The sequence below is a fragment of the Streptococcus sp. HMSC062D07 genome, assembly GCF_001814215.1.
GTDB lineage: Bacteria > Bacillota > Bacilli > Lactobacillales > Streptococcaceae > Streptococcus > Streptococcus infantis_I.
In genome coordinates this window covers 226,943-253,109 of sequence record NZ_KV815324.1, presented here as the reverse complement: position 1 = coordinate 253,109, position 26,167 = coordinate 226,943, and the positions used below count along the sequence as shown (strand labels likewise).

Below are 26,167 nucleotides of genomic sequence, written 5' to 3'. Positions count from 1 at the left end.
TTTTCTTCTTGTTATTTTATCACAAGAAGGCTCTTTGGGCAAATAGGGTTTCGTGCTTTATTCAGTTTTTAAGTTCTGATTTAATAGCTTACCCATCCTTTTTAGACTGATTATTAATATAGGATAAATTAAAAGTAAGATAAGGCCTAGAACTATAAAGACAGCTACAAGCCCCCAACGATCAATCAACCAACCTGTCAATGGGAAAATGACAATCATGGAAAGACTAAAGAGCATAGAATTGATACTAAGCATAGTTGCTCTTACACTGGAAGGTAAATAACCTTGTAAGTCATTGAAATAGATAGGCTGATAAACTGCATAAAGTGTATCAGTTAAAAGATATACGAGAAGAAAGGCAAAGGGTGTCCCAGAAAACACCAACAACAAGGCCAAACCTGTTAGTGCAACAAGAGTCGGAAAAACTCGATTGCTATTCCATTTTTTACCAATTTGACTAGCTACATAAACTGCTATAAGATTTAAGCCACTACCAATCAGCATGACCAGCGATACCTGCCATCCTGCTAAGTCACTTATTTTCTGCTGATAGTAAAAGTAAAACATGCACATGAGTGTCCCGACTAACTGATAAGTCAGCATCCAGTAAAAGAGTACTGGTTTTTCCTGCCATTCTTTACGAACTTGCTGGACAATCATTTTAAAGGTTAAGACTTCATTTCTTCCTCTCTTAGCCATTGGTTCTTTCATAAAATAAATCAAAATGATAGAAAGAAATGATAATCCAATAGCAATTAGATAGGTCCAAGCCAATGCTCCATGAATAAAGAAGCCTGCCACAACTGTACCTAGGGTTCGGGTGACTTCTGCCACACCAGACAAAAAGCTAGAAATCTGAAGATATCGGTCCTTTTGACCCGCTTCTACCGCAGAATCATATAAGAAAGCGGTGCTGGTTCCCGAGTCAAAATTATAGGACCAAGCATTGACCATCATGGCAAGAGCATAGATCCAAAAATTCCCCTGACCAAGTAAGATCAAGATAGAGGATCCAATACTGGCCAGGCGAGCCAAATAGAGATTGGCCTTGTAGCTAAATCGATCTGCCAACATACCAGATGGGATTTCACACAAGAGACTGGTCCCATGAAAGATACTTTCTAATAGACCAATTTGAAGTAAGGAAAGACCATTTTGAATGAAAAATAAAATCCAAAAACTGGTAATCCCAAAATAAGATGTAAATTCCAGACCTGCTAGGAGTGGAATATTGCGTTTGTAAGTTCTTTTAAACATTGTTTTCTCTCTTTCAATATGTAATATGATTATTTCTAAAAGACTTACTTAGATTTGCCTACATTTTCTCCACCTCTTTCATTTAAAGTAATACTCAATGAAAATCAAAGAGCAAACTAGGAAGCTAGCCGCAGGCTGTACTTGAGTACGGCAAGGTGAAGCTGACGTAGTTTGAATTTGATTTTCGAAGAGTATAAAAACGCCAGACGGCGTTTTTATGGCTATTATGGTTTGATACGGTGCAACATACGTGGGAATGGAATAGCTTCACGGATGTGTTTTGTACCTGCTGCGAAGGTTACCATACGCTCGATACCGATACCAAATCCACCGTGTGGTACTGTACCATATTTACGAAGGTCAAGGTAGAATTCGTACTCTGTAAGATCCATACCAAGTGATTCCATCTTAGCGACAAGGGCATCGTAGTCTTCCTCACGCATGGAGCCACCAATAATTTCTCCGTAACCTTCTGGTGCGAGCAAGTCTGCACAAAGTACGCGATTTGGGTTCCCAGGAACTGGTTTCATGTAGAAAGCTTTGATGTCTGATGGATAGTTGATCACAAAGGTTGGTACACCAAAGTGGTTTGAAATCCAAGTTTCGTGTGGTGAACCGAAATCATCTCCATGCTCAAGATGTTCATAGTCTGCATCTTCATCGTTTTCATGCTCTTGCAAGAGATCAATCGCTTCATCGTAAGTAATGCGTTTGAATGGCTCTGCAATGTAGCGTTTCAAGAGCTCTGTATCACGTTCCAAGGTTTCCAAGGCTTGAGGAGCACGATCTAGAACTCCTTGAAGCAACGCTTTAACATAAGCTTCTTGCAAGTCAAGTGATTCATCGTGTGTTAAGTATGAGTATTCTGCATCCATCATCCAGAACTCTGTCAAGTGACGGCGAGTTTTTGATTTCTCTGCACGGAATACTGGACCAAAGTCAAAGACGCGACCTAGAGCCATAGCACCTGCCTCAAGATAGAGCTGTCCTGATTGGCTCAAGTAAGCTGGTGTTCCAAAGTAGTCTGTTTCGAAAAGTTCTGTAGAGTCTTCTGCAGCATTTCCTGAAAGGATTGGGCTATCAAATTTCATGAAGCCATTCTTGTCAAAGAACTCATAAGTTGCATAGATGATAGCGTTACGGATTTGCATAACCGCTACTTGCTTACGAGAGCGGAGCCATAAGTGACGGTTGTCCATCAAGAAGTCAGTTCCGTGTTCTTTTGGAGTAATTGGGTAATCTTGAGATTCACCGATCACTTCGATGTCTGTAATATCCAACTCATAACCAAATTTTGAGCGTTCGTCTTCTTTGACAATCCCTGTCACGAAAACAGAAGTTTCTTGGCTTAGGCGTTTGATCGTATCAAATTTTTCAAGACCTACTTCTTCACCAAATTTCTCGATAAAGTTTGGTTTGAAAGCCACGCCTTGGAAGAAGGCAGTTCCGTCACGCAATTGCAAGAAGGCAATTTTTCCTTTTCCTGACTTGTTAGCAACCCAAGCACCAATAGTGACTTCTTGACCAACGTAGTCTTTTACTTCGATAATTGTTACACGTTTTGTCATGTTTTATCTTCCTTTTTTGTTTAACTTGTCCAAAGACATTATTACTCATTATTGTACCACAAATAATGCCTGATAGCTAGCTAGTTTGATAGAAATTCATAAGTTTTAACAACAAAAACCTCCGCCAATGAGGCAGAGGTTTTACTTCCTAATTTTCCATAAATTGGTGCAAGCGACGAATAGCTTCTTTGAGTGTATCTAGGTCTGTCGCATAGCTGAGACGGACATTCTCTGGTGCTCCAAATCCTGCTCCCGTAATCAAGGCCAGACCCACTTCCTCAAGAATAGCCGTTGTAAATGCTGTTACATCTGTATAGCCTTTCATCTCCATAGCTTTTTTAACATTTGGGAAGAGGTAGAAGGCTCCTTGCGGTTTGACTACTTCAAAGCCAGGGACTTGGCACAAGAGAGGATAAATGGTATTGAGACGTTCCTCGAAAGCCTGACGCATGGTTTCTACGGAGTCTTGTGGACCAGTTAAGGCCTCGATTGTTGCGTATTGTGAAACAGCGGTTAGGTTTGAAGTTGTTTGACCAGTCAATTTGCTCATAGCAGCAATAATTTCTGGATCACCTACTGCATAACCAACACGCCATCCTGTCATAGCGTAGGCCTTAGACACTCCATTGATGACAATAGTTTGTTTGCGAATATCTTCTGACAGACTAGAGATTGGAACGAACTCATTCCCGTTATAGACCAAACGTCCATAAATATCATCGGCCAGGATAAGAATATCATGCTTAACTGCCCAATTTCCAATGGCTAACAATTCCTCACGAGAATAGATCATCCCAGTCGGATTAGATGGTGAGTTTAGTACCAAGACTTTAGTCTTATCTGTGCGAGCAGCTTCTAATTGCTCCACAGTCACTTTAAAGTGATTGTCTTCCTTGGCTTGGACAAAGACTGGAAGGCCTTCGGCCATCTTAACCTGATCCCCATAGCTGACCCAGTATGGTGTTGGAATGATAACCTCATCACCTGGATTAATCACAGCCATAAAGAAAGTATAAAGGGAGAACTTGGCACCAGTCGCAAAAGTGACCTCATTAGCTGCCACAGAATATCCATAATATCGTTCAAAATAGGTATTGACTGCTGCTTTTAACTCAGGCAAACCTGAAGCCACCGTATAGAAAGACGCGCGACCATCTCGAATGGCTGCAACCGCAGCATCCTGAATATTTTCAGGAGTATGAAAATCGGGCTGACCTAAAGTCAAGAAAAGAACGTCTTTTCCTTCAGCCTTTAACTTCTTTGCTCTTGCATCACTAGCCAGAGTAACGCTTTCTTCAATCTCTAAGACTCGTTTGGATAATTTCATTGTTTCTCCTTTTCGACTAAGGCACCAGATTCAAAATCTACTAGATAATAGTCTCCTCCAGACTTGATTTCCCAGACAGGCTTTTCAGCGTACCGTCCGAAGGTAATCTTGTCGATCTCAGTTGCTCCTTTTTCTCTGACAACTGCTTCTGCTTTTTCTTGAGAAGTACCATTTTCTAGTTGATATACGTAAATATTGTTGCTACTTTTCTCTATTAAGACAGCAACTGATTTCTGGTTCTTATCTTGGCCAAGAACACTATAATAGCTTTCTAAACCATTGAAGATATCAATCTGGCTAACCGTTTCTAGATTTGCATACTGCTTAGCGAGTCTTTCACCTTCTACCTTAGCAGTTTGATAAGGCTTCATGCTGAGCCATACCAAGTAGAGAAAGGAAGAAGTGATGACTAGAGTTAACAAAGTTATACCAATAATGTACTGAAATAATAGGGAATTTTTTTCTTTTTTCTGTCTCTTTTTCACTCGTCTATTTTACCATCTATCCTAGTGAATTACAAGTGAAGTTAGGGGAGGAATCTGGATTTTCAATACGTTTTTAGGATATCATTACATAACTTCAAGCCGTGTTTTTATAGACTTTTCTACAGTCTTCATTTTTAATTAAAAACTTAGATTCTATTGATTTTATTTTCTGAGCATATCCCTTGCAAATGATTTTATCGTGTTGTAACATATATTATAACAACAGAGTGATTCTGATTAAAAGATTGAAATTTAAAGGAGACTCCCTATGTCTAAAAAAGTATTATTTATCGTTGGTTCACTTCGTGAAGGTTCATTCAACCACCAAATGGCACTAGAAGCTGAAAAGGCACTTGCTGGCAAAGCCGAGGTAAGTTACCTTGACTACTCAGCCATTCCTCTCTTTAGCCAAGACCTTGAAGTTCCTACACTTCCAGCTGTTTCAGCGGCTCGAGAAGCTGTTCAAGCTGCAGATGCAATCTGGATCTTCTCTCCAGTCTACAATTTCTCAATTCCAGGGACTGTGAAAAACTTACTTGACTGGCTTTCACGCGCCATTGACTTGTCTGACACTCGTGGAGCATCTGCTCTTCAAGATAAGATTGTTACAGTATCATCTGTAGCAAATGCAGGACACGATCAACTCTTTGCGATTTACAAAGACCTCTTGCCATTTATCCGTACACAGGTTGTTGGTGATTTTACCGCAGCCCGTGTTAATGATTCTGCCTGGGCAGATGGTCAATTAATCCTTGAAGATAGTATCGCTGCTTCTCTAGAAAAACAAGCTGAAGATTTACTTCAAGCTATTCAATAATAAAAAAGATAGTAGAAAATCTCATTTCTACTATCTTTTTGTCTATTCAACAAATTCTCCAATCATACTATGTTTTAATGGCAAACTACACATTACTAAAAGGAAAATGAAGGAGGATTGAATCCAAAAGAGGGCCAAATCAAAAATCCCATGCACAGCAACTACTGTTAAGAACGAAAGATAAAGACCAACAATTGGACGCTTGCTCGACTCCTGACTCATATCAATTAATTTTCGAATTGGGTCTGAAGAAGCAATCCCTAATAATACCGTTCCTACCACACCGTAACTCAATATCGTATCAATGTATATACTATGAGCATGTTCGTGATAAGGAGCAAAAATACGAGGATAAGAGTGCATATAGGTTAGGGGCCCCTCACCCCAGAAGGGGTTTTGTTTGAATAAGGTCATACCTGCATTCCAGATTGACACTCGTTCTTCCATAGACGAATCGAGCGTTCCCATTCGAACTCCCAAATCACTCGAGAAGAGGAAGGCTAGACCAACACCAAATACTCCGATACTGAGCCAGAAGGCACGCCAGTTCTTAATGGTAGTGAAAAGATAAATAATCGCACCAAAGATAATGGCTGGAAAAGCTGTTCTATTTTGGGTGAAATTCAAACCAAATAAATTCGCAAAGATTGCAATGAGAGAGAAAATTCTCAACCATCTCAATCGTGTCGTACTAATTAGGTAAAATCCAATCATAATACAGAAGCAACAGATAATCCCATAATAATTAGGATTAAAGAAGGCTACTTCTGCACGGTTCTGATGCCAGACCTGCATCTTAGGTGATAAGAAAGTATAATCAAATTTCTTTACAATCTGAAAATGCTCTAAAGCTGCAAAAACTGATGCTAGCACACTAAGCGACATAACCGATTGCAATATTAATCTGAAAAACTTAGGGGTTAAATGGGCTTGGTAATAGTAAAAGAAAATTGCAAAGAGGAACATTCCTAAGGTGGAAACCATCCCCATCACATTTTGAGCTAAAAGAGAGATAACACCACTATAGCCGATAAATAAAAGTAAGATAGAATGGTGGGATAATCGTTTTAATATCCCCTTCATCTCTCCTGTAAATATTAGACCTATTAAGTAGGCGATAAAAATAATAACGAAAATATAAAAAGGCAAGAAAATACTTAGAATAACAGCTAGTAAGACTAGCTCTTGCTTGGATAAGCCTTTCAATTTTTCAATGATACCTATTGATTTCACAACAGATCCTTTCTTTCTGCGCTATATAGCCCAGATATAAGCTATTAAAACATTTTACCATTTTTCAAATGATTTGAAAACCACTTTGTCCTTCTCATCCTAACTAAAACTTGGTAAAAATTTATAGGGAACCCGGATTCCTCCACTAAAAGCAGTCAATCTTTTGTAAAATTGTGGTACAATAAAATTAATTTCCCAGGAAAGGCTCTACTATGAAATCCTACCAAGAAGTTTACAAAATCTTAGCTCATGAAACAGATTATTTAAGCGGAGAGAAAATCGCTGAAATATTAAACCTCTCTCGCACCTCTGTTTGGAAGGCTATCCAACGCCTCCAGCAGGAAGGTTTAGAAATTGACAGCATCAAAAACCGTGGCTACAAACTTCTTCACGGTGACCTAATCTTACCTCAAGAAATAGAAGCTAACAGCCCAATCTCAGTTCAATTTAAACCTATCACCAAATCAACCCAGAGTGATGCTAAGGAGGCCATGGAAGCTGGTGCCAAAGGAGATACACTCTACCTATCAACAGGCCAAACTATGGGACGTGGTCGATTTCAACGCCCCTACTATTCTCCAGAACAAGGTGGAATTTACATGTCTCTCCACCTCAAGCCAAATCTCTCTTATCTAGATTTGCCAGCCTATACACTCCTGACTGCAGCTGCAATTTATAAGGCTGTTAAAAACCTTTGTCTGATTGATTTAGATATCAAATGGGTAAATGATTTATACCTAAATCAGAAAAAAATAGCCGGTATTCTAACTGAAGCCATCACTTCTGTCGAAACCGGCCTTGTCACAGATGTTATTATTGGTGTTGGTATCAACTTTTCTATCGCTGATTTTCCAAAAAACCTACAAGGGAAAGCTGGAAGTCTCTTTTCTCAAAATAGCCCAATCACTCGCAACGAGCTGATTGCAGAAATCTGGAAATGTTTCTACGAAACTGAGGCCGATGAGCTGCTTTACCTTTATAAAAAACAATCAATTGTTTTAGGCAAAGAAATTTCCTTTAAGAAAGATCAAGAAATCATCTCAGGAAAAGCTTGTGATATCTCTGACCAGGGTCAACTGCAGATAGAATTAGCTACTGGTGAAAAAATTTGGCTCAATAGTGGTGAAGTCTCCCTAACTAAATGGTAAACATTCCTCAATAACATAAAGAAAATCGACCTCTCTTTCGAGAAGGTCGATTTTTTGTTCATTTATTTTTTCAAACGCTCAACATCACGCGCAATCACAAGTTCTTCATCCGTTGGGATGACAAGGACACGAATTTTTGCAGCTTCTGTAGAGATGTCTCCAGTTACTCCAAAGACATTTTTCTCCGGGTCTACATCACAACCAAACCAAGAGATACCTGAAATAACTTTCTCACGCACAAGAGTTGCATTTTCACCAACACCAGCAGTAAAGATAATAGCATCTGCTCCGTTTAGGACAGCCAAGTATTGTCCAATGTGTTTTTGGATACGGTCAACATACATTTCAAATGCCAAAGCAGCATCATGATTCCCTGCTTCCATTGCAGCAATCACATCACGCATATCACTAGACTTCCCTGAAACACCCAGCAATCCTGACTCACGATTAAGAATACGACTGATGTCCTCAGGCTTGTTAAAGTCCTCTGTATATTGCATTAAATAAGGAATGATGGCTGGGTCAATATCCCCTGTACGAGTTCCCATCATAACACCACCAAGTGGAGTGAATCCCATTGATGTATCGATTGATTGACCACCTTTAACAGCTGTGATAGAAGCACCGTTACCAATATGGCAAGTGATCAATTTCAACTTTTCTAGTGGACGTCCCAAAAGTTTTGCTGCTTCTTGAGCAACGTACTGGTGACTTGTACCGTGTGCTCCGTATTTACGAACCTTGTTTTCTGTATAGTACTTAGTTGGTAATGGATAACGGTAGGCTTTCTCTGGCATTGTTGTGTGGAATGATGTATCAAAGACTGCTACACTTGTAATATCTGGCAACAATTCTTTGAAGGCACGAATCCCAGCTGCGTTTGCAGGGTTGTGCAATGGAGCAAGAAGGCCTAGTTCTTCAATTTTTTCTAAGACATCACCTTCAACAACTGTAGACTCTTTGAAGTACTCTCCACCTGCAACAACACGGTGTCCGACACCAGTAATTTCATCATAAGTTTTAATAATATTAAAACGAATCAAGTCATCAAGTAAAATCTTAACAGCCAAGGTATGGTTTTCAATATCAAGAACTTGTTCTTCAGAACGACCGTCAAACTTAACTGTTGAAACAGAATCCTTCAATCCGATTCGCTCAATTAAACCTTTTGCAAGCACCTTTTCTTCTGGCATTTGATATAGTTGCCATTTCAAGCTAGAGCTTCCAGCGTTAATTGCAATGGTTTTTGTCATAAATTTATTCCCCTTTTTAAGCGTTTTCAACTATTATACCAAAATTTGCACTAGATTTCATGCCCTTGACACCAATTTTGAAAATTTTCCTTAAATTCCATCAAAATTTCAGGGTCACGAAGACTGGTAAGTGGATAAACAAATGGTTCAACTCCTTCTCCTGTCTTCTTTTGTAGGACAAAAATGCTCTTAGACTGAGCGCCTTGGGCAAAGAGATCCTCTGGTAAAGAAATAATTGCCACTAGTTGAGCCTGGTCAGTGAGCCATGATTTCAAAAGGTCACTCTGAGGACTTGTCAGGAGATCTGTTGGAGCTAGAAAAATCGCATAGCCTCCTGTCCTGAGATACTTGAGTGATTGTTCCATTAACAAATGATGAGCATAAGTATGTTCATTCTTAGCCGCTACTTGATAACGTGAGGCTGTCTGATCATCTGGATAGTAACCGACAGGCAGGTCGCTCACAATGATGTCACTTTCTTTTAATACTTGTGGACGCACTGCGTCTCCTTGGACAAAGCCCATTTGAAGATCCATTACTTCTGCCATGCTTGCCGCCAAGTCAATCAAGATGTCATCAAGTTCTATTCCCAGGTAATCTATCTTTTTGTTCATAGACGTTAAGAAACTAGCTCCAAGAATTCCCATCCCAGATCCCAATTCCAATAAGCTCACATTTTCAGCAGGGAAAAGTTGTTCAATGATAAAAATCATCAAGTGACCAACCGCATCCGGTGTGAACTGGTGATTTGCTTGAAGAGGCTCTGTTTGCGCTGCCTTCATTAACAAAAATTGATAGGTCCGTAACCACTCCTCTTTTCGAAGTGCCAAACGTTTTAAGGCCTGGTTATTTTTTTTGACTTGCTCCAGAGCGGTTTGACCATCGAGATAGATCCCATTTTGTTCAATCAAGGCATCATAAAAGCTTGTCGCCAAATCGTTTTGAATGATTTGGACATTTTCTAGTAAATAGGTATATGCTTGTTCAATTTTTTCAAAATCCATAATCTTATCTTACCAAATTCAGAGCCGATTTTCCAGATTTTCATAATACTGAAAACAAATAAAAACCTCTGAGATGACTCTCAAAGGTTTATTCTACTATTTACTATTTTCAACAGCTGCTGTTACAAAAGCAGTGTAAAGTTCTTAAGGACGATTTGGACGACTTGAAAGTTCTGGATGGTACTGACAAGCCACAAAGAATTTGTTTTCTGGGATTTCCACAATTTCGACCAAGCGATTGTCTGGTGAAACACCCGAGAAGACAAATCCTGCACCTTCAAACTGTTCACGGAAGGCATTGTTAAACTCATAACGGTGGCGGTGGCGACGTTGGACCACTTCTTTGTTATGATAAGCTGCTGCTGCCTTAGAACCACGTTTCAACTTAGAAGGATAAAGTCCCAAACGAAGGGTTCCCCCCATGTCCTCAACATCAATCTGATCACGCATGATATCGATGATCGGATATTTTGTATCAGGATCAAGCTCTGCTGAATTAGCCCCTTCAAGTCCCAAAACATGACGGGCAAACTCGATACAAGTCAATTGCATTCCCAAGCAGACTCCCAACATTGGTACATCATTTTCTCGAGCATAGCGAATCGCTTGAATCTTACCTTCTGTCCCACGTTGACCAAAACCACCTGGAACGATAATTCCATCAGCGTCATCTAATAGTTCCGCTACATTATCAGCTGTCACATCGTTAGCATTGACCCAATCAATCTTGACTTCTGTATCATTGGCATAACCAGAGTGTTTCAAGGCCTCTACGACAGAAATGTAGGCATCTTGCAACTCGACATACTTACCAACAAGAGCAATTTTGACTTGTTTTTTTAGATTCATAACCTTATCAACCATAGCTGACCACTCTGTCATATCTGCTGCCGGTGCATCAATCTTCAAATGGTCACAGACGATTTGATCCATGCCTTGAGCTTGCAGATTAAGCGGAATTTGGTAAAGATGATCTACGTCTAAGGACTCGATAACTGCTTCTGGTGCCACATCACAGAACTGGGCTAGTTTGTTTTTAATCCCTTGTCCTGCTGGTTTTTCTGTACGAATGACTAACATATTTGGCTGGATTCCCAAACCTCGCAATTCTTTGACAGAGTGTTGAGTCGGCTTGGTCTTCATTTCTCCAGCCGCCTTGAGGTAAGGAAGCAAGGTTGTATGGATATACATGACATTTTCTGCACCCACATCAGACTTCATCTGACGAAGCGCCTCTAAGAATGGAAGGGACTCAATATCGCCAACTGTTCCACCAACCTCTGTAATAATAACATCAGAGTCCGTCGTTAGAGCGGCACGCTTGATTTTTTCTTTCAAGGCATCTGTAATATGAGGAATGACTTGGACAGTTGCTCCCAAATACTCTCCACGACGTTCCTTGCGAAGAACTTCACTGTAGATTTTACCAGTTGTCACGTTGGAATATTTGTTGAGATTGATATCGATGAAACGTTCGTAGTGACCCAAGTCCAAATCTGTCTCAGCCCCATCATCTGTCACAAAGACTTCCCCGTGCTGATAAGGACTCATGGTTCCCGGATCGATATTGATATAAGGGTCAAACTTTTGAATGGTTACCTTCAAACCACGATTTTTCAAGAGCCGTCCTAGGCTCGCCGCAACGATCCCTTTTCCAATAGACGACACCACACCACCAGTTACAAAAATATATTTCGTAGACATAGATTCCTCTTTCTAAAATGCTCAAAACCCTGTTTCCTAGAAGGGGAGATCGGAAACAAGATCTTCATCAAATACTACAATCCAAGATAAAAGTTCCCGGAAAAACAAAAATAGCTCCCTAATAACTAGGGAGCTCCGACCTCTAAAAGAGGTGCCCGAACAATATCTTACCTCAATTTGGTACATTTGTCAAATGTCATTCTTTACTAGATTTATAGTTCTACTGCAGAAAAGAAAACAACAAGGAGATTTCCTTGTTGTTTGGTATTATTCTTCTTCTTCCTCAGAATCCTCGTCATCTTCTTCAACAAGATCAACATCTTCCCCAAGATCATCTGGTGCGATTTCGTTGATTTCGGCGTCGTAGGCTTCTACTTCGTTCTTCTCATCGTCTGGATTTTCATCATCATAAGAAAGAGCTGGATCTTCTTCGTAGGCGTCCTCATCCTCTGGATCATCTGCACCGTAATCAATGGCATCAGCATCTCCATCCATAAAGGCATTAACACGTTTTTTCTTAGCCTTAGGTGCTACTTCTTCATCGTCACTTTCTTCAAGAGCAATGATTTCTTCGTCAATTTCATCTACTCCATACCATGAACGAAGGCCCCACTTGTTATCTCCAAGAGAGATGAAGCTACCATCAAAGTTCAACTCTGTATAGAACAAAGGTAGTGCTTCGCGAATATCGCTATTAGAGGTACCAAGATAGTTTTGGATTTCATTGACCAAATCGCTAAAATGCATCTCGTGGTCGCGACCACGTTGTTCCAAGATGGCACGAGCCACCTCAATCATAGATAGTTCACTTTTTTCTTGCCCAGCAAATACTTCTAATTCCAAAGCGTTTCTCCTCTTTTTTTACTACTAATGCCAGAGTATATAAACTCTGGTCTCATTTTATCATGTACTCTTTATTGTACGATAATTTTCTTTATTAGTCAAAGGTTTAGAAGAAATTAATGTGAAATATTTCAGCGAATAAAAAGACCTGGGAGATACACTCACAGGTCCCTTACTTTATTTATAGCTTAAAGCTCGTTTAAAGGTTTTCCAGATACCTAAATCATCTGTTTGAAGGACTAGGCTGGCATACATACGTCCGATAAAGGCTGTTGCAGTCACAGCAAATACAACTGTTATCGCAAGAGAAATCCAAGCCTCGATACTATTTGCATAACCATTAATAGCTCTGAAAGGCATAAAGAAGGTTGAGATGAATGGGATATAAGATCCAATTTTCAAAACCAAATTATCCCCAGAAGCCCCTAAGGCGGTTACCCCTATAAAACCTACCATAATTAAGAGCATCAAAGGAGACAAGGCCTTACCAGAGTCTTCAGGTCGAGAAACCATAGAACCTAAGAAGGCAGCCAAGACAACGTACATGAAAAGACTAACCAAGACAAACAACAAGGTGTTCAGAGAAAAAGCTTCTCCCAAATGACTTAGAATACCTGAATTAGCCAAGAAAGGCATATCCTTAAAGAATAAGATAGCTCCAAGTCCGCCTACAACATAGATACCAATATGAGTCAAAATGACAAGAAGTAAGGCAATCATACGTGCGTAAAAGTAGTGACTAGCACGAATACTTGAGAAGACCACTTCCATAATTTTTGTCCCTTTTTCACTGGCTACCTCTTGAGCAGTGACACTGGCATAAGTAATCAAGATCATATAGAGGAAGAAGCCTAGTCCTGCTGCCGCAAAGGTTTGGACCATCTTTTTACTTTCCTTAGATTCATCAATCTGCTCTGAGAATTGAATCGTTTGTGCCAAGTGCTGTTCCTGTTCCTGAGATAAATGTACCTCCGAACGATTGAGTTGGTATTGAAGCTCATTCAACTTAGTTGTCACAGCTAACTTAATGCCACTCTCTAGTGAAGTTTCACCGTGATAGACTGCCTTGAGAATACTACCTTCTTGATCAATGGTCAAATAACCTTTTATTTTTTCATCCTTGATGGCTTCTTGGGCGCTTGCTTCATCCTTATAGTCAACATTAATGCCATTGGTCGATTTAAGACTCTCTGTTACAGCAGGCACCGAACTAACTACAGCCACCTTATTATTCTGAGCCAGAGAGGAACCTTGAAGATAGCCAATTCCTCCAGATAAGCCGATAAAGAGAAAGGGCGAGATTACCATAAAGAAGAAACTCCAGGATTTGACATGACGTAGATAAGTTTCTTTGATTACAACCAACATATTTCTCATACTTCCACCCCTGATTCTAGTTTAAAGATTTCATCAATTGTCGGAGCTTGCTGGTCAAAGGTCGCGATATAGTGTCCTTGAGTCAAGATAGCAAAGAGCTCCTGTCCAGCATTTTCGTCATCTAGGATGAGCTTCCAAATTCCCTGCTTGGTCAAGCTAGCATGAATGACATGTGGGAGTTTTTCCAAGTCTTCCTGGCTCCTTTCACTTGCAACAAAGAGTCGCGTTTTGCCGTATTGATTACGAACATCTTGGACTGGTCCATGCAAGACGACACGCCCATCACGAATCATAAGGATATCATCACATAGCTCTTCGACATTGGTCATGACGTGGTCTGAAAAGATAATGGTTGCACCACGTTCTTTTTCTTTGAGGATAACCTGCTTGAGCAATTCAGTATTGACTGGATCCAGGCCACTAAAAGGTTCATCTAGAATGATCAGATCTGGTTCATGCATTAAAGTAATGATCAGCTGAATCTTTTGTTGATTCCCTTTTGAGAGACTCTTAATCTTGTCTGTCAATTTTCCCTTGACTTCCAGCTTCTCCATCCATTGAGGGAGTTTTTCTTTGACTTCTTTGGCATCCATGCCTTTTAACATTGCTAGGTAACGAACTTGCTCTAGAACTGTCAACTTAGGCATGAGACTACGTTCTTCGGGTAGATAGCCAATCCGAGCATAGGTTTCCTGACGAATTTCCTGGCCATCAAACTGAATTTCTCCTTGATAATCCAAAAATTTCAAAATACTGTGAAAAATGGTTGTTTTCCCAGCTCCATTTTTCCCAACTAGACCTAAAATTCTTCCAGGCTGAGCTTGAAAGTCAACGCCAAACAAGACTTGTTTGGAACCAAAACTTTTTTCAAGATTGCGGACTTCTAACATAATCCACCTCCTACTAATCTTACCCTCATTATACTCCTTTTTTTAGTCATTACAAGGATTTATGTACATTTTTATTAGTAGAATTTACTAGGTGTTTTTTATATCAAAACGAATAAGATTCAACTTCATTATTCTTTCCAATATTCGGTATTTACAAAGACAAAAAAATCCATCCCTCAGGATGGATTTTAGACTGTTAACGCACTTCTGCATTCACTTTTTCTTCAAGTGATGCTTGGATTTTTTCCATGTAGCGTGCGACTTCTTCGTCGGTCAAGCTATCTTCTGGATTTTGGAAGGTCAAGCTGTAGGCCATGGACTTCATACCAAGTCCTAGTTTTTCACCTGAGAAGACATCGAAAAGTTTGATATCTGTCAAACGTTTCACGCCAGCAGCTTTGATGGCGTCTACCACATCTTGGTGAGTCACTTCTGCTTTGAGGAGAAGGGCGATATCACGGCTGACTGCTGGGAATTTAGTAATTTCCACAAAGGCTTCTGCTGGTTGAAGGGCTGCCTCAATAGCCGAAAGGTTAAGCTCGGCTACATAAGTTTCAGGGATATCATAAGCCTTAGCAGTGACTGGATGCACTTGCCCAAGGAAACCAAGAACTTGGTCGCCGAGTGAGATCAAGGCTGTACGTCCTGGGTGAAGACTCTTAATCTCTTGCGTTGCTGTATAGGTCGCTACAAGACCCAAACGAGTAAAGAGTGCTTCAAGGATTCCCTTAGCATAGAAGAAGTCAACAGGAACAGCTGCTGTTTGGAAGTCTTTTTCAGCGACTAAACCAGTCAAAGCAAAGGCGAAACTGTTGATTTCATTTGGCAAGTCTTCTTTTGGGTTACCTGTTTGTTCAAAGACTTTTCCAATCTCATAAAGAGCCAAGTTTTTATTCTTACGCGCTACGTTGTAGGCAACTGTATCTAAAATACCTGAAACCATATTTTGACGGAGGACCGAACGATCCACAGTCATTGGCCACATGAGCTCTGTCAAATGAGTTGGTTGAATGGTAAACTCAACCGCTTTTTCAGGAGTTGTCAGTGCATAGGTGATGATTTCAGTTAAGCCTGCCCCTTCTGCAATGGTACGAACTTGACGGCGCAATTTTTGTGTCGCTGTTAATTCACCTGCTGTACCATCGTCTTTTGGAAGACTGGTTGGCAAACGGTCATATCCATAGATACGAGCGATTTCTTCAAAGAGGTCTGCTTCGATAGTGATATCCCAACGGCGACGTGGAACGCTAACTGTGAAGGATTCTGCATTTCCAGAAAGGCCAAATCCTAGACGACGGAAGACATCCTCTACATCCGCGTAGGAAAGCTCAGTACCAAGGACACGGTTAACGTCTGCAAGAGTTGAAGAAACTTCCACATCAGATGTATCCAAGTGGCCTGCTGAAACGATACCCTTCCGCACGGTCGCACCAGCCAATTCCGCAATCATACTTGCTGCCGCATCAAGGGCTTCATTAACGGTTGCCACGTTGATTCCCTTTTCAAAGCGAGAAGATGATTCTGAGCGAAGATTGAGGCGACCACTTGTCTTACGGATAGATTTGCCATTGAAGACAGCAGCTTCAAGAACTACACGAGTAGACTTTTCAGAGATTTCCGTAGCTTGTCCGCCCATGACACCTGCAAGGGCAACAGGTTTATCAGCAACAGTAATGACTAAGTCAGTTGTTTCCAACTCACGCTCTTCCCCATCCAAGGTCACTAATTTCTCACCAGCACGTGCTTCACGCACACGGATGTCGTTTCCTTCAAAGGTATCTAAGTCAAAGGCATGCATAGGCTGACCAAAGTAAAGCAGGATATAGTTGGTCACGTCGACGACATTGTTAATAGGACGAATACCTTCGTTCATGAGGAGGTTTTGCAACCATTGTGGACTTGGTGCGATAGTCACATTGTCCAAGATACGAGCTGCATAGTAAGGAGCCTTGTCCGTATCAATGCTGACAGAAAGAGCATCCGCTGCAACTTGGTCTGTTTCTGTTAAAGTAAATTCTTTAAAATTGACTGACTTGTCATAGATAGCTGCTACTTCGTGCGCCACGCCACGCATAGAGAGGGCATCTGCACGGTTTGGAGTGATGGAAAGTTCGATGATTTCATCATCCAAGTCTAGATAGGAGAAAACTTCCTCACCTGGAACTGCATCATCTGGCAAGATTTGGATTCCATCTGCAAATTCTTTCGGTACAACAGAGTCAGAAATACCCAACTCACCAAGTGAACAGATCATCCCTAGTGACTCTAAGCCACGGATTTTCCCTTTTTTGATTTTGTAGTTGTCCGCAATGCGAGCACCTGGAAGAGCCACCATGACCTTGATGCCTGCACGCACATTTGGTGCTCCACAGACGATTTGACGGGCTTCTTCTTCACCCACATTGACTTGGCAGACATGCAAGTGTGTTTCGGGCACATCTTCACAAGACAAGACCTCACCAACGACAATTTTTGAGAGACCAGCAGCAGGTGATTCCACACCTTCTACCTCGATCCCTGTAGTTGACATTTTTTCAGCCAACTCTTGTGATGGTACATCAATGTCCACCAATTCTTTTAACCATTTATAAGATACAAGCATAATTTAATTCTCCAGAATGACAGTTGTCACTCTAGTTTTTTTCCTTTCCTATCATTTCATTAGAAGAATTATCTTCTTACCTTAATTTCTTTTTCAGTAACCAATCCGTATCTACCTTTTGCCCAACCATAAAACGATGTTGGCTAAATTTTTCAAAACCATATCGATTATAAAATGCTTGAGCTTTTGTATTATGCTCCCAAACACCTAGCCAAGCCCAGGAAAAACCATTTTTTTCTGCAAGTTCCAAAGCGAATTCAAATAGTTGCTTACCAAGTCCAAATCCTTGATATGTTTGTAGCACATAGAGACGTTGAATTTCAAAAGCGTTCTCTAATTCTCTCTCAGTTTGAGCATTTCCCCAGTTGACTTTGAGAAAACCAGCTATCTCCTCTTCATGCATAATGAAATAGGTTTCAGAGTCAGGATCTTCCAACTCAGTTGACAAAACTCTCAGATTATAAGCCTCTTCAAAGTATTCCTGTAACTGCTCTTCCGTATTATCATGAGCAAATGTTTCACGAAAGGTTTGTTTGGCAATTTTTGCCAACACCTCAACATCTGCTATTTCCACTTTTCTAATCATTATTTAAACTGTTCTGAGAAGCGGATATCTCCTTGGTAGAATCCACGGATATCGTTGATTCCGTAACGAAGCATAGCTACACGCTCTTGACCAAGACCAAAGGCAAAACCAGAGTAAACAGTTGCATCGATGCCACTCATCTCAAGGACACGTGGGTGAACCATACCGGCACCCATAATCTCGATCCAACCAGTTTTCTTACATACGTTACAGCCGTCTCCTCCACACTTAAAGCATGAAACATCCACCTCAACAGATGGCTCTGTGAACGGGAAGTAAGATGGACGCAAACGGATTTGACGCTCTTCACCAAACATTTTTTGCACAATCAACTGGAGGGTTCCTTGAAGGTCAGCCATAGAGATGTTTTTCCCAACAACCAAACCTTCGATTTGGTGGAACTGGTGACTGTGGGTTGCATCATCCGTATCACGGCGGAATACACGTCCTGGTGAGATCATCTTCAAAGGACCTTTTGAAAAATCATGGGCATCCATAGCACGCGCCTGAACTGGAGACGTGTGAGTACGAAGCAAGATTTCTTCTGTGATATAGAAAGTGTCCTGCATATCACGAGCTGGGTGATCCTTTGGAAGGTTCATACGTTCAAAGTTGTAGTAGTCTTGTTCTACTTCAAAACCATCCACTACTTGGTAACCCATCCCGATGAAGATATCTTCTATTTCTTCACTAGTTTGTGTGAGGACGTGACGGTGACCAGTCGCAACTGGACGACCTGGAAGTGTAACATCAATGCTCTCACTTGCTAGTTGAGCTTCCACTTTCTTTTCTTCCAAGAGCTTAGCTGATTCTTCAAATGCAGCTGTCAAAACATCACGAGCTTCATTGACGTGTTTCCCGATAACAGGACGCATTTCTGCAGAAACATCTTTCATCCCTTTCAGGATTTCAGTAAGGGAACCTTTTTTACCAAGGACAGAGACGCGCAATTCTTGCAGCTCTTTTTCATTTTCAGCAGAAATCTGCTTCAAGCTAGCTAGCGTTTCTTCACGAAGCGCTTTTAATTGTTCTTCAATAGTTGACATAATTCCTCCATCAGTCACTCGTAAGATAAAAAGAAAACCACATGTCAAAAACTCCACTCGGAGCGTTGACACGCGGTACCATCCGTTTTTATCTGACAAGCCAGACCTTTATTTCTGAATCCATAGGCAAGTGAATTCACCCAGCTTTCATATAGAGAGCTTTCAGTCACGGCTCTCCTCCCTGATATACTTCCCCTGAGATACTAGTCTTGCAGATTCCTATTTAATTATTATTCATTTTATCAAATTTCAAGCATTCTTGCAAGGTGTTTTGCGACTAATCAACATAGTCTCCACCTTCAAAGCCGTAATACTCTTCCAAACTGAGGCCACTTGCAGCGATGTCCTTGGCTTCTTTCCCGACGTAGCGAAGATGCCATTCCTCAGCCATATAGCCTGTTTCTTTTTCCTTACCTTTAAGGTAACGAACGACAAAGCCATAGTCTGCGGCGTGGTCTAAAAGCCATTGAGCAGCCTTTTCTTCTGTCACTAAATCTCCATTTGTTCCTATTAGGTCAAAGGCAAGGCCAGTTTGGTGTTCACTGTAACCAGGTCTTGCAGAATAACGGTCAGCCTCAGCCTTGCCATCTTTATCTACATAGTTTTGATAAAGCTGAGTTTGAGTTTCATAACTTCTAAAACCACTATAGTTGTCGCTAATCGGGAATCCTGCTTGTTGCATAGCTGCAATGAGTTTCAACAGTTCTGCTTTAGCGGTAGGATTTTCCCCTGGATTATAGTCTTTTGACATAGGATAATGCTTATTAGCGACAACAATCTCATCGTACTTGCCTTGAATGCTGTAGTGATCTCCTTTGTCTACTACTTCTGCTTTCTTTTGACTAGCTGCCTGAGACTTACTTCCCGCAGTTCCTTCTTGGACAGTTTTTTCTTCCGTTGAAGTCTGAGTTTCTGAAGTTGCTGGCTTTTCTTGTGAGCAAGCCGCTAATGTCAAGGCTAATAATCCTGATAATACAAGATATCTTTTCTTCATCTTTAATCCTTTCATTTTACTATCTGGTTTAAAGTTTCTGATAATGTCGCAATCAAGTTTTCCAGTCTCCGATCTTTAACGTGATATTCCTCAGCAACCATTTCTTCCCATGGGACCCACCAAACTGGACCACGACCATTAAGACCATGTCCCTTCATATCACCCTCTCGTCTCGGAAAAATATGCCAGTGGACATGGGCATCTCCATTTCCCAACAACTCTACATTCATCTTTTCAGCAAAAAAGGCCTTAGAGACAGCTTCCTGAACTAAGCTCATTTCCTCTAAAAAGCGGAATTTGACAGTTGGATGCAGATGATGTAATTCTGTCACATGTTCTTTTGCCAGGAATAAAGTATAGCCTTCAAAATACTGGTGGTCTCCGATGACAACATAGCCTGTTTCCAGTTCTTTTACAAAGTAGGGATTTTCCCCTGCCTTAATCAATTCAATTCGTTGGCAAATCAAGCACATCTTAGTCTACCAATCCACTCTTGAGATAAGCATCCACCATACGCTCAGTAGCAACTACAGAATCGATATGAGTACGCTCATAAGAGTGACTAGATTCAATACCAGCTCCGAGAAGGGCGTGTTTGACTTCTGCTCCAGCTGACATAGCTGCAGAAGCATCTGAACCATAAAATGGATAGATGTCGAGTTTAAATGGAATGTCTTGGTCTTTTGCTAGGGCAACCAGATGTTGACGGAATTCATAGTGATAAGGGCCTGAAGCATCTTTGACACAGATAGACACTGTGTACTCATCCGTCTGCTGGTCATCTCCCATTGCTCCCATATCTACTGCTAGATATTCAACAACTTGACTTGGGATACTTGAGTTAGCACCATGCCCCACTTCTTCAAAGACTGAGAAGGCAAAATGCGTAGTGACAGGAAGTTCAATCCCTTCTTCCTTATAGACTTTAAGGAGATTTAGAAGGATAGCTGCACTGACCTTATCATCCAAATGACGCGATTTGATAAAGCCTGTCTCAGTTACGACAGTTCGTGGGTCAAAGCTGATAAAGTCACCAACCTCAATACCAAGTGCGCGTGTTTCTTTTTCATTGGTCACTTTTTCATCCAAACGTACTTCCATATTGTCCTGCGTGCGTTCAGCAGTGCCAGCGTCCTTGTATACATGACAAGAAGTCTGGTGGATCAAAATGGTACCTGAAATAGTCTTACCTGTACTAGCCACATGAACTGTACAGTTTTCGCCTTCAATCATGTTCCAAGGATAACCACCGATACGATCCATTTTGAGACGACCGTCTACTTTAACAGTACGAACGATAGCTCCCAAAGTATCCACATGGGCAGTCACATAGCGCTGTTGCTCGTCATTTTTTCCTTTGACAGTAACGTTGACACCACCTTTGGCAGTACGGATTGGTTGATAACCTAGTTTTTCAAGAGTCTCAACCAAATAATTCGTAATTTCACGCGTAAAACCTGTTGGCGATGCGATAGCAGTTAGTTCTTTGATATATTCTACAGTTTGATTCATTTCTTCACCTCTTGCTACCATTATATCATTTTTTACATCTTAGTATGTGTGAAAATAGAAAACTAGGATAATTTGAATACAAAAGTATTTTATGGTATAATAAGAGCAGTTCTTAGGAAGAAAGGAAAAAATATGAATAAATTTTTCAAAATGACGCTTTTCTTAACTCTACCGCTGGCATTCTTGTTGGGATGTTCAAAACAGTCATCAACAACTTCTAACTCTTCAAAAGTAGAGTCAACTGAGGTAAAAACCACTGAGGCTGAAACAAGTGAAAAGAAATCAGAGCTAAAAACTGTAACTTTTGTAAACGATTCTCAGCCTGGTGTCCAGTCAACATTGACCTATACAGTTGACGGTGATAACGTTGTGAAACAAACTGCTCACAATGTCGCTGACCCCGAAGTCCTAAACAATACTGCAGATGATTTAAAAAATCTTGTCGAAGAAACCTACAAAGGATATAAGGGCCTCAAGGGGGTAACTTTATCTGTCGAGATTAAAGATGGTAAAGTCGTACAAGATCTTGAGATTGACCTTTCAGTTGCAAGCATTGACGAACTTAGAAAAGCTTTACCAGAAGAATACTCAGGTGTTGGGAAAAACGTTAGCTTTAAAGCCTCTAAGAAAATGTTAACAGACCTTGGTTATAAGGAAAAAACGAACTAAGAGTAATAGAAAAAAACTTGGCCAACGCCAAGTTTTTTTATTCCATCTCAAAAGCTTCACTCTTTTGCTTATTTGGAAGAACAAGGGAAAGTAAAATCCCAATAATCGCTGGTACTAACCATGGTAAGGAAGCCTTAGCAAATGGTAGAGCATTCACAATGTTTGCAAGGAAGGTCACTTCAAATGAACTTCCTAAGACACTAGCTACGGCAATAGCTGTAACAAGACCCATCGTCAATTGCATGCCTGGTTTTGAAAGTGGTACAAACTTGTTCACAATCACAATCATAACAATCACAATGGTAATTGGATACAAGATAACTAGGACAGGGATAGAATATTTGATGATTGCATCAAGACCAAGGTTGGCAATTGCAAAACCAATCAAGGTAAAGACAGTCGCATAAACCTTATAGCTGAGTTGTGGGAAACGTCCGTTAAAGAACTCCGCAGTTGAAACAATCAAACCTACAGTCGTTGTGAAGCAAGTTACTGTTACCATGGCTGCTAGGAATAATTGAGCTGTTGAACCAAAGATTTCTTGGGTCGCTTGTGACAAGATATAAACCCCTGGAGTTCCACCCTTCATCGCTTCTTCTGTCATTGGGAAGTGATTTCCAAGGAAACCTAGGCCAATGTATAGGGCACTAAAGCCAAGTGCTACGACAATTCCGACTACCCAAATGGTTGAGATGTACTCTTTTTTACTCGAAAATCCAAGTTGTTTCAAGGTTTCAACCGCGATTACACTAAAGGCAACAGATGCGAGAGCATCTAGAGTATTATATCCTTCAAGGAATCCTGCTCCAAATGCTGAAGCTTGATAAGCTGCTGTAGCTACTTGTGGAGCATTCCCACCATATTTAAAGGCTCCAAGAATTACCAAGATGATAATTAAGAGGGCAAAAACTGGTGTCAAAACCCGACCGATACGATCCAAAATCTTTGAAGGATTAAGCGCGATTAAGTATGCTGCTACAAAGTAGATAAGGGTAAAGACAATCAAGCCTAGACCTTTGTCAGCATCTGCCAAGAGGGGACTAATCCCTACTGCATAAGAAGTTGTTGCAGTACGTGGAATGGCAAAAAATGGACCAATCGACAAGTACAAAACTGCTAGATAAATCGTTGCAAACCAAGGGGAAATCTTTGTAGAAATCTCATAGATATATCCCTTAGGATTTAAGGTCCCGATGATCAAGGTCAAGACCGCAAGTCCGACACCCGAAAGTACAAATCCTGCAATGGCAGGGAGAAAGCGTTCCCCAGATTGAGCACCTAGGGTAGGGGGGAAAATCAAATTACCCGCACCAAAAAATATTCCAAACAGGAGTAATCCTGTTAAAGCACCTTTTTTAGCCATAAACTCTCCTTATAAAAAATAAAATACTTTCTTAGTATAACATGATTAAAGGCTTGAAAAGGCTATCTCGGAAAAATTTTAAAATGTTTTCAATTTTCTGATTTTTAGAGAAAATAAATTCTCTTTAAAACCTTTCTTATTTTCGGTCTTAAAGGGAGTTTTTTTCTTATTCTAAGGCATCCATGCCACCTTGGACATTGATAACCTCATATCCTTGTTCTGCTAAAAATTGACAAGCGCGTGCTGAACGCATTCCTGATTTACAAATCACGTAGTAAAGATTATCCTTATCTAGTTGTTTATAAGTATCAGCTAATTGGCTGAGAGGTAAATTACGAGCGCCTTCTAAATGAAGAGCCTCAAATTCCTCTACTTCTCTCACATCTAATACAGAAAGCGACTCTTTCTGGTATAGTTGGTAAAAATCATTAAAAGTAATTTCTTTCATTTTTCTTCTCCGAGAATTTTTTGAATTCTTTCTTTCAAGTTAGGCAAAACATCTGCTTCAAACCAAGGATTCTTTTTCATCCAGATTTGGTTCCGAGGTGACGGGTGAACCAAAGGGTAATAATCTGGCAAATAATCCTTAAAGCGATGCACACGGTCTGTTACCTTGCCACTAACTTTCTCATGCAGATAGTAAGCCTGAGCATACTGACCAATCAAAAGCGTCAATTGAATATCTGGTAATTCTTTTAAAAGTTTAGGGTGCCACTTTTCTGCAAAACCAGGTCTAGGCGGTAAGTCACCGGATTTTCCATGCCCTGGAAAATAGAAATCCATTGGCATAACTGCAAAATAACCTGACTTGTAAAAAGTATCTTCGTCCACACCCATCCACTCTCGCAAGCGGTCGCCACTTTTATCCTTCCAGTAAAGCCCCGCTTCCTGAGTTTTAAGACCAGGTGCTTGCCCAATGATATTGATACGGGCTGTTTTTGGTGCTGCAAAGAGAGGTTCGATTCCTTGCTCAGTATAGTGTTGATTTTGTGGGTCAGCCATGATGGCTTGCTTGATTCTTTCGATTTGAGACATCTACTCTCCCTCCAAAAAGAAGTCTAAGCATAAAATCTCAGACTTCTATAGCATTATTTGATCAATTCATAGATAGCTTCAGCATAGATAGCTGCTGCACGGAAGAGATCGTCCAAGGCGATAAATTCGTTGGCTTGGTGCATAGTGTCGATAGAGTCTGGGAACATAGCACCATAGGCTACACCACGTTCTAAGAGACGACCAAAAGTTCCACCACCGATAACTTGTTCATGCCCTTGAAGACCTGTTTGTTTTTCATACACGCTCAACAAGGTTTGTACAAGTGGATCTTCCATTGGTACGTAGTGAGGTGTATGTCCGTGTTCTGACAAGCTAACTGAAGTAACTGGCAAGTTTTCAAGAACTGACTTGATTTGCTCTGGACTTGTTCCTTTTGGATAACGGAAGTTGAGGGCAATGGTATTGTCAGCACTTGCTTCGTCAAAGCGGAAGACACCAGCATTCATAGAAAGGGCACCCATCTTTTCATCCACATGAGCCACTTTCAAGTTTTTGCCTTCATGGTCATTCAAGAGAATCTTACCAGCAATGTCAAGGTAGTCTTTTGCAGGTCCTTCAAATGCAAACTGGCTAAGGAAGAGAGCAAGATAAGTCGCACCATTGACACCTGAAGCAGGCATAGCACCGTGGGCAGATTTACCAATTACAGTTACCTTGTACTGACCGTTTTCTTCTTGGATTTCTCCTCTAAGTTTGTGCTCTGCAACAAAGGCATCTAGTTTCGCTTGCAAGTCAGCCAAGTCACCTGAAACGACTGCTGTTGCTGACTCAGGAACCATATTTTCACGCAAACCACCTGTGAAGCTGTGAAGACGAGCTACCCCCTTGTTGTCACCGGCAAAATGGAGATATTCTGTGATATTTCCTTTTTCACCATTGATAATTGGGAATTCAGCATCTGGAGAGAAACCAAAGTCTGGCTTCGCAAGTCCTACATGGTCAAAATAGTAGTCCATGTCAGCCCAACCTGATTCTTCATCAGTTCCGACAATAAAGCGAACTTTCTTAGAAGTTGGAAGTCCAAGCTCCTTAATGATTTTCAAACCATAGTAACATGCTGTAGTTGGTCCCTTATCATCAGAAGCACCACGCGCATAGAGACGGCCATCTTTGATAGTTGGAGTGTAAGGATCAGTGTCCCAACCGCTACCTGCTGGTACTACGTCCATGTGGGCAAAGATTCCAAGAACTTCCTTACCTTCACCAAACTCAAAATGTCCTGCATAGTTGTCGACATTTTTTGTTGGATAACCATCACGGTCTGCGATTTCAAGGAATTTCTCCAAAGCTTTTACTGGACCAGGTCCAAATGGGTGCTCCGCATCTGCCTTACTGTCATCACGTTCTGAGTTGATTTCCAAAAGGCTAAACAAGTCAGCCAAGAGGGCTTCTTTACGTTTTTCTACTTCTGCTGTAAAATCAATAACTGTCAT

24 protein-coding genes are annotated in these 26,167 nt (G+C 40.8%); 3 read left to right on the top strand and 21 right to left on the bottom strand.

Annotation, left to right across the window (positions count from 1 at the left end; all coding sequences use genetic code 11):
- Window positions 1–57: 57 nt before the first annotated feature.
- The 4 genes from HMPREF2957_RS01880 to HMPREF2957_RS01865 all read right to left on the bottom strand — a co-directional run bounded on the left by HMPREF2957_RS01880 (window position 58) and on the right by HMPREF2957_RS01865 (window position 4,637).
- A complete protein-coding gene (locus HMPREF2957_RS01880; protein ID WP_070677109.1) occupies window positions 58–1,257 on the bottom strand; it encodes an MFS transporter in 1,200 nt (399 codons plus the stop codon).
- A gap of 224 nt (window positions 1,258–1,481) precedes the next feature.
- Window positions 1,482–2,825, bottom strand: coding sequence for an asparagine--tRNA ligase (gene asnS, locus HMPREF2957_RS01875; protein ID WP_070677108.1), 1,344 nt, complete (start codon window positions 2,823–2,825; stop codon window positions 1,482–1,484).
- Between the two features lie 148 nt (window positions 2,826–2,973).
- Complete coding sequence (locus tag HMPREF2957_RS01870; RefSeq protein WP_004252146.1) at window positions 2,974–4,152, bottom strand: pyridoxal phosphate-dependent aminotransferase; 1,179 nt, start codon at window positions 4,150–4,152, stop codon at window positions 2,974–2,976.
- On the bottom strand, window positions 4,149–4,637 hold the full coding sequence (locus tag HMPREF2957_RS01865; protein ID WP_070677107.1) for a cell wall elongation regulator TseB-like domain-containing protein: 489 nt from the start codon (window positions 4,635–4,637) through the stop codon (window positions 4,149–4,151). Before HMPREF2957_RS01865 ends, HMPREF2957_RS01870 begins: the two co-directional genes overlap by 4 nt.
- Before the next feature lie 268 nt (window positions 4,638–4,905).
- Between HMPREF2957_RS01865 and HMPREF2957_RS01860 the strand changes: the two genes are divergently transcribed.
- A complete protein-coding gene (locus tag HMPREF2957_RS01860; RefSeq protein WP_049494170.1) occupies window positions 4,906–5,454 on the top strand; it encodes an NADPH-dependent FMN reductase in 549 nt (182 codons plus the stop codon).
- Window positions 5,455–5,496: 42 nt separating this feature from the next.
- On the opposite strand, the gene HMPREF2957_RS01855 is transcribed toward HMPREF2957_RS01860, so the two are convergent.
- A complete protein-coding gene (locus tag HMPREF2957_RS01855) occupies window positions 5,497–6,687 on the bottom strand; it encodes an O-antigen ligase family protein (protein ID WP_049494171.1) in 1,191 nt (396 codons plus the stop codon).
- A gap of 212 nt (window positions 6,688–6,899) precedes the next feature.
- Between HMPREF2957_RS01855 and birA the strand changes: the two genes are divergently transcribed.
- Entirely contained in the window at window positions 6,900–7,835 is a 936-nt protein-coding gene (gene birA, locus HMPREF2957_RS01850; RefSeq protein WP_049494172.1) for a bifunctional biotin--[acetyl-CoA-carboxylase] ligase/biotin operon repressor BirA, read from the top strand.
- Between the two features lie 62 nt (window positions 7,836–7,897).
- On the opposite strand, the gene HMPREF2957_RS01845 is transcribed toward birA, so the two are convergent.
- The 12 genes from HMPREF2957_RS01845 to HMPREF2957_RS01790 all read right to left on the bottom strand — a co-directional run bounded on the left by HMPREF2957_RS01845 (window position 7,898) and on the right by HMPREF2957_RS01790 (window position 21,646).
- Window positions 7,898–9,088 (bottom strand): acetate kinase, encoded by a 1,191-nt coding sequence (locus tag HMPREF2957_RS01845; protein ID WP_049494173.1) that lies wholly within the window; start codon window positions 9,086–9,088, stop codon window positions 7,898–7,900.
- Window positions 9,089–9,138: 50 nt separating this feature from the next.
- A complete protein-coding gene (locus HMPREF2957_RS01840) occupies window positions 9,139–10,092 on the bottom strand; it encodes a class I SAM-dependent methyltransferase (RefSeq protein WP_070677106.1) in 954 nt (317 codons plus the stop codon).
- 144 nt (window positions 10,093–10,236) lie between these two features.
- Entirely contained in the window at window positions 10,237–11,796 is a 1,560-nt protein-coding gene (locus HMPREF2957_RS01835) for a CTP synthase (protein ID WP_070677105.1), read from the bottom strand.
- Between the two features lie 267 nt (window positions 11,797–12,063).
- Complete coding sequence (rpoE, locus tag HMPREF2957_RS01830; protein ID WP_004252124.1) at window positions 12,064–12,639, bottom strand: DNA-directed RNA polymerase subunit delta; 576 nt, start codon at window positions 12,637–12,639, stop codon at window positions 12,064–12,066.
- Window positions 12,640–12,816: 177 nt separating this feature from the next.
- Window positions 12,817–14,016 (bottom strand): ABC transporter permease, encoded by a 1,200-nt coding sequence (locus HMPREF2957_RS01825; protein ID WP_070677104.1) that lies wholly within the window; start codon window positions 14,014–14,016, stop codon window positions 12,817–12,819.
- Window positions 14,013–14,906 (bottom strand): ABC transporter ATP-binding protein, encoded by an 894-nt coding sequence (locus HMPREF2957_RS01820; protein ID WP_070677103.1) that lies wholly within the window; start codon window positions 14,904–14,906, stop codon window positions 14,013–14,015. The genes HMPREF2957_RS01825 and HMPREF2957_RS01820 overlap by 4 nt, the downstream gene beginning before the upstream one ends.
- A 196-nt stretch (window positions 14,907–15,102) precedes the next feature.
- The gene (gene pheT, locus HMPREF2957_RS01815; RefSeq protein ID WP_070677102.1) at window positions 15,103–17,508 is read right to left on the bottom strand and encodes a phenylalanine--tRNA ligase subunit beta; all 2,406 of its coding nucleotides are present in this window, start codon (window positions 17,506–17,508) and stop codon (window positions 15,103–15,105) included.
- A 76-nt stretch (window positions 17,509–17,584) separates the two neighbouring features.
- The gene (locus HMPREF2957_RS01810) at window positions 17,585–18,094 is read right to left on the bottom strand and encodes a GNAT family N-acetyltransferase (protein WP_070677101.1); all 510 of its coding nucleotides are present in this window, start codon (window positions 18,092–18,094) and stop codon (window positions 17,585–17,587) included.
- Window positions 18,094–19,140, bottom strand: coding sequence for a phenylalanine--tRNA ligase subunit alpha (gene pheS, locus HMPREF2957_RS01805; RefSeq protein WP_070677100.1), 1,047 nt, complete (start codon window positions 19,138–19,140; stop codon window positions 18,094–18,096). Before pheS ends, HMPREF2957_RS01810 begins: the two co-directional genes overlap by 1 nt.
- A gap of 277 nt (window positions 19,141–19,417) precedes the next feature.
- A complete protein-coding gene (gene ldcB / locus HMPREF2957_RS01800; protein WP_070677146.1) occupies window positions 19,418–20,134 on the bottom strand; it encodes an LD-carboxypeptidase LdcB/DacB in 717 nt (238 codons plus the stop codon).
- An 11-nt stretch (window positions 20,135–20,145) separates the two neighbouring features.
- Window positions 20,146–20,607, bottom strand: a complete 462-nt coding sequence (locus HMPREF2957_RS01795; protein ID WP_004252106.1) for an HIT family protein — start codon at window positions 20,605–20,607, stop codon at window positions 20,146–20,148.
- A gap of 1 nt (window position 20,608) precedes the next feature.
- Window positions 20,609–21,646 (bottom strand): M42 family metallopeptidase, encoded by a 1,038-nt coding sequence (locus tag HMPREF2957_RS01790; protein WP_004252105.1) that lies wholly within the window; start codon window positions 21,644–21,646, stop codon window positions 20,609–20,611.
- 132 nt (window positions 21,647–21,778) lie between these two features.
- On the opposite strand from HMPREF2957_RS01790, the gene HMPREF2957_RS01785 reads away from it, so the two are divergent.
- Window positions 21,779–22,315, top strand: coding sequence for a DUF1307 domain-containing protein (locus HMPREF2957_RS01785; protein ID WP_004252101.1), 537 nt, complete (start codon window positions 21,779–21,781; stop codon window positions 22,313–22,315).
- A 37-nt stretch (window positions 22,316–22,352) separates the two neighbouring features.
- Here HMPREF2957_RS01785 and brnQ read toward each other — a convergent pair whose 3' ends face one another.
- The 4 genes from brnQ to pepV all read right to left on the bottom strand — a co-directional run bounded on the left by brnQ (window position 22,353) and on the right by pepV (window position 26,167).
- Window positions 22,353–23,678, bottom strand: a complete 1,326-nt coding sequence (brnQ, locus tag HMPREF2957_RS01780) for a branched-chain amino acid transport system II carrier protein (protein WP_004252098.1) — start codon at window positions 23,676–23,678, stop codon at window positions 22,353–22,355.
- Window positions 23,679–23,844: 166 nt separating this feature from the next.
- A complete protein-coding gene (locus HMPREF2957_RS01775; RefSeq protein ID WP_004252096.1) occupies window positions 23,845–24,126 on the bottom strand; it encodes a rhodanese-like domain-containing protein in 282 nt (93 codons plus the stop codon).
- Window positions 24,123–24,713 carry a uracil-DNA glycosylase family protein gene (locus HMPREF2957_RS01770; protein ID WP_004252092.1) on the bottom strand — a complete coding sequence of 197 codons (591 nt, stop codon included), beginning with the start codon at window positions 24,711–24,713 and terminating at the stop codon, window positions 24,123–24,125. Before HMPREF2957_RS01770 ends, HMPREF2957_RS01775 begins: the two co-directional genes overlap by 4 nt.
- A gap of 53 nt (window positions 24,714–24,766) precedes the next feature.
- Entirely contained in the window at window positions 24,767–26,167 is a 1,401-nt protein-coding gene (gene pepV, locus HMPREF2957_RS01765; protein WP_070677099.1) for a dipeptidase PepV, read from the bottom strand.

Coding starts and splice junctions, on each gene's coding strand:
- HMPREF2957_RS01840 (WP_070677106.1), bottom strand. CDS start 10,092: ATGGATTTTGAAAAAATTGAACAAGCATATACCTATTTACTAGAAAAT.
- pheS (WP_070677100.1), bottom strand. CDS start 19,140: ATGTCAACTATTGAAGAACAATTAAAAGCGCTTCGTGAAGAAACGCTA.
- pepV (WP_070677099.1), bottom strand. CDS start 26,167: ATGACAGTTATTGATTTTACAGCAGAAGTAGAAAAACGTAAAGAAGCC.
- asnS (WP_070677108.1), bottom strand. CDS start 2,825: ATGACAAAACGTGTAACAATTATCGAAGTAAAAGACTACGTTGGTCAA.
- pheT (WP_070677102.1), bottom strand. CDS start 17,508: ATGCTTGTATCTTATAAATGGTTAAAAGAATTGGTGGACATTGATGTA.
- HMPREF2957_RS01795 (WP_004252106.1), bottom strand. CDS start 20,607: ATGTGCTTGATTTGCCAACGAATTGAATTGATTAAGGCAGGGGAAAAT.
- HMPREF2957_RS01770 (WP_004252092.1), bottom strand. CDS start 24,713: ATGTCTCAAATCGAAAGAATCAAGCAAGCCATCATGGCTGACCCACAA.
- ldcB (WP_070677146.1), bottom strand. CDS start 20,134: ATGAAGAAAAGATATCTTGTATTATCAGGATTATTAGCCTTGACATTA.
- HMPREF2957_RS01775 (WP_004252096.1), bottom strand. CDS start 24,126: ATGAAAGAAATTACTTTTAATGATTTTTACCAACTATACCAGAAAGAG.
- brnQ (WP_004252098.1), bottom strand. CDS start 23,678: ATGGCTAAAAAAGGTGCTTTAACAGGATTACTCCTGTTTGGAATATTT.
- HMPREF2957_RS01870 (WP_004252146.1), bottom strand. CDS start 4,152: ATGAAATTATCCAAACGAGTCTTAGAGATTGAAGAAAGCGTTACTCTG.
- HMPREF2957_RS01860 (WP_049494170.1), top strand. CDS start 4,906: ATGTCTAAAAAAGTATTATTTATCGTTGGTTCACTTCGTGAAGGTTCA.
- HMPREF2957_RS01880 (WP_070677109.1), bottom strand. CDS start 1,257: ATGTTTAAAAGAACTTACAAACGCAATATTCCACTCCTAGCAGGTCTG.
- HMPREF2957_RS01820 (WP_070677103.1), bottom strand. CDS start 14,906: ATGTTAGAAGTCCGCAATCTTGAAAAAAGTTTTGGTTCCAAACAAGTC.
- HMPREF2957_RS01790 (WP_004252105.1), bottom strand. CDS start 21,646: ATGAATCAAACTGTAGAATATATCAAAGAACTAACTGCTATCGCATCG.
- HMPREF2957_RS01810 (WP_070677101.1), bottom strand. CDS start 18,094: ATGATTAGAAAAGTGGAAATAGCAGATGTTGAGGTGTTGGCAAAAATT.
- HMPREF2957_RS01835 (WP_070677105.1), bottom strand. CDS start 11,796: ATGTCTACGAAATATATTTTTGTAACTGGTGGTGTGGTGTCGTCTATT.
- HMPREF2957_RS01785 (WP_004252101.1), top strand. CDS start 21,779: ATGAATAAATTTTTCAAAATGACGCTTTTCTTAACTCTACCGCTGGCA.
- HMPREF2957_RS01825 (WP_070677104.1), bottom strand. CDS start 14,016: ATGAGAAATATGTTGGTTGTAATCAAAGAAACTTATCTACGTCATGTC.
- birA (WP_049494172.1), top strand. CDS start 6,900: ATGAAATCCTACCAAGAAGTTTACAAAATCTTAGCTCATGAAACAGAT.
- HMPREF2957_RS01845 (WP_049494173.1), bottom strand. CDS start 9,088: ATGACAAAAACCATTGCAATTAACGCTGGAAGCTCTAGCTTGAAATGG.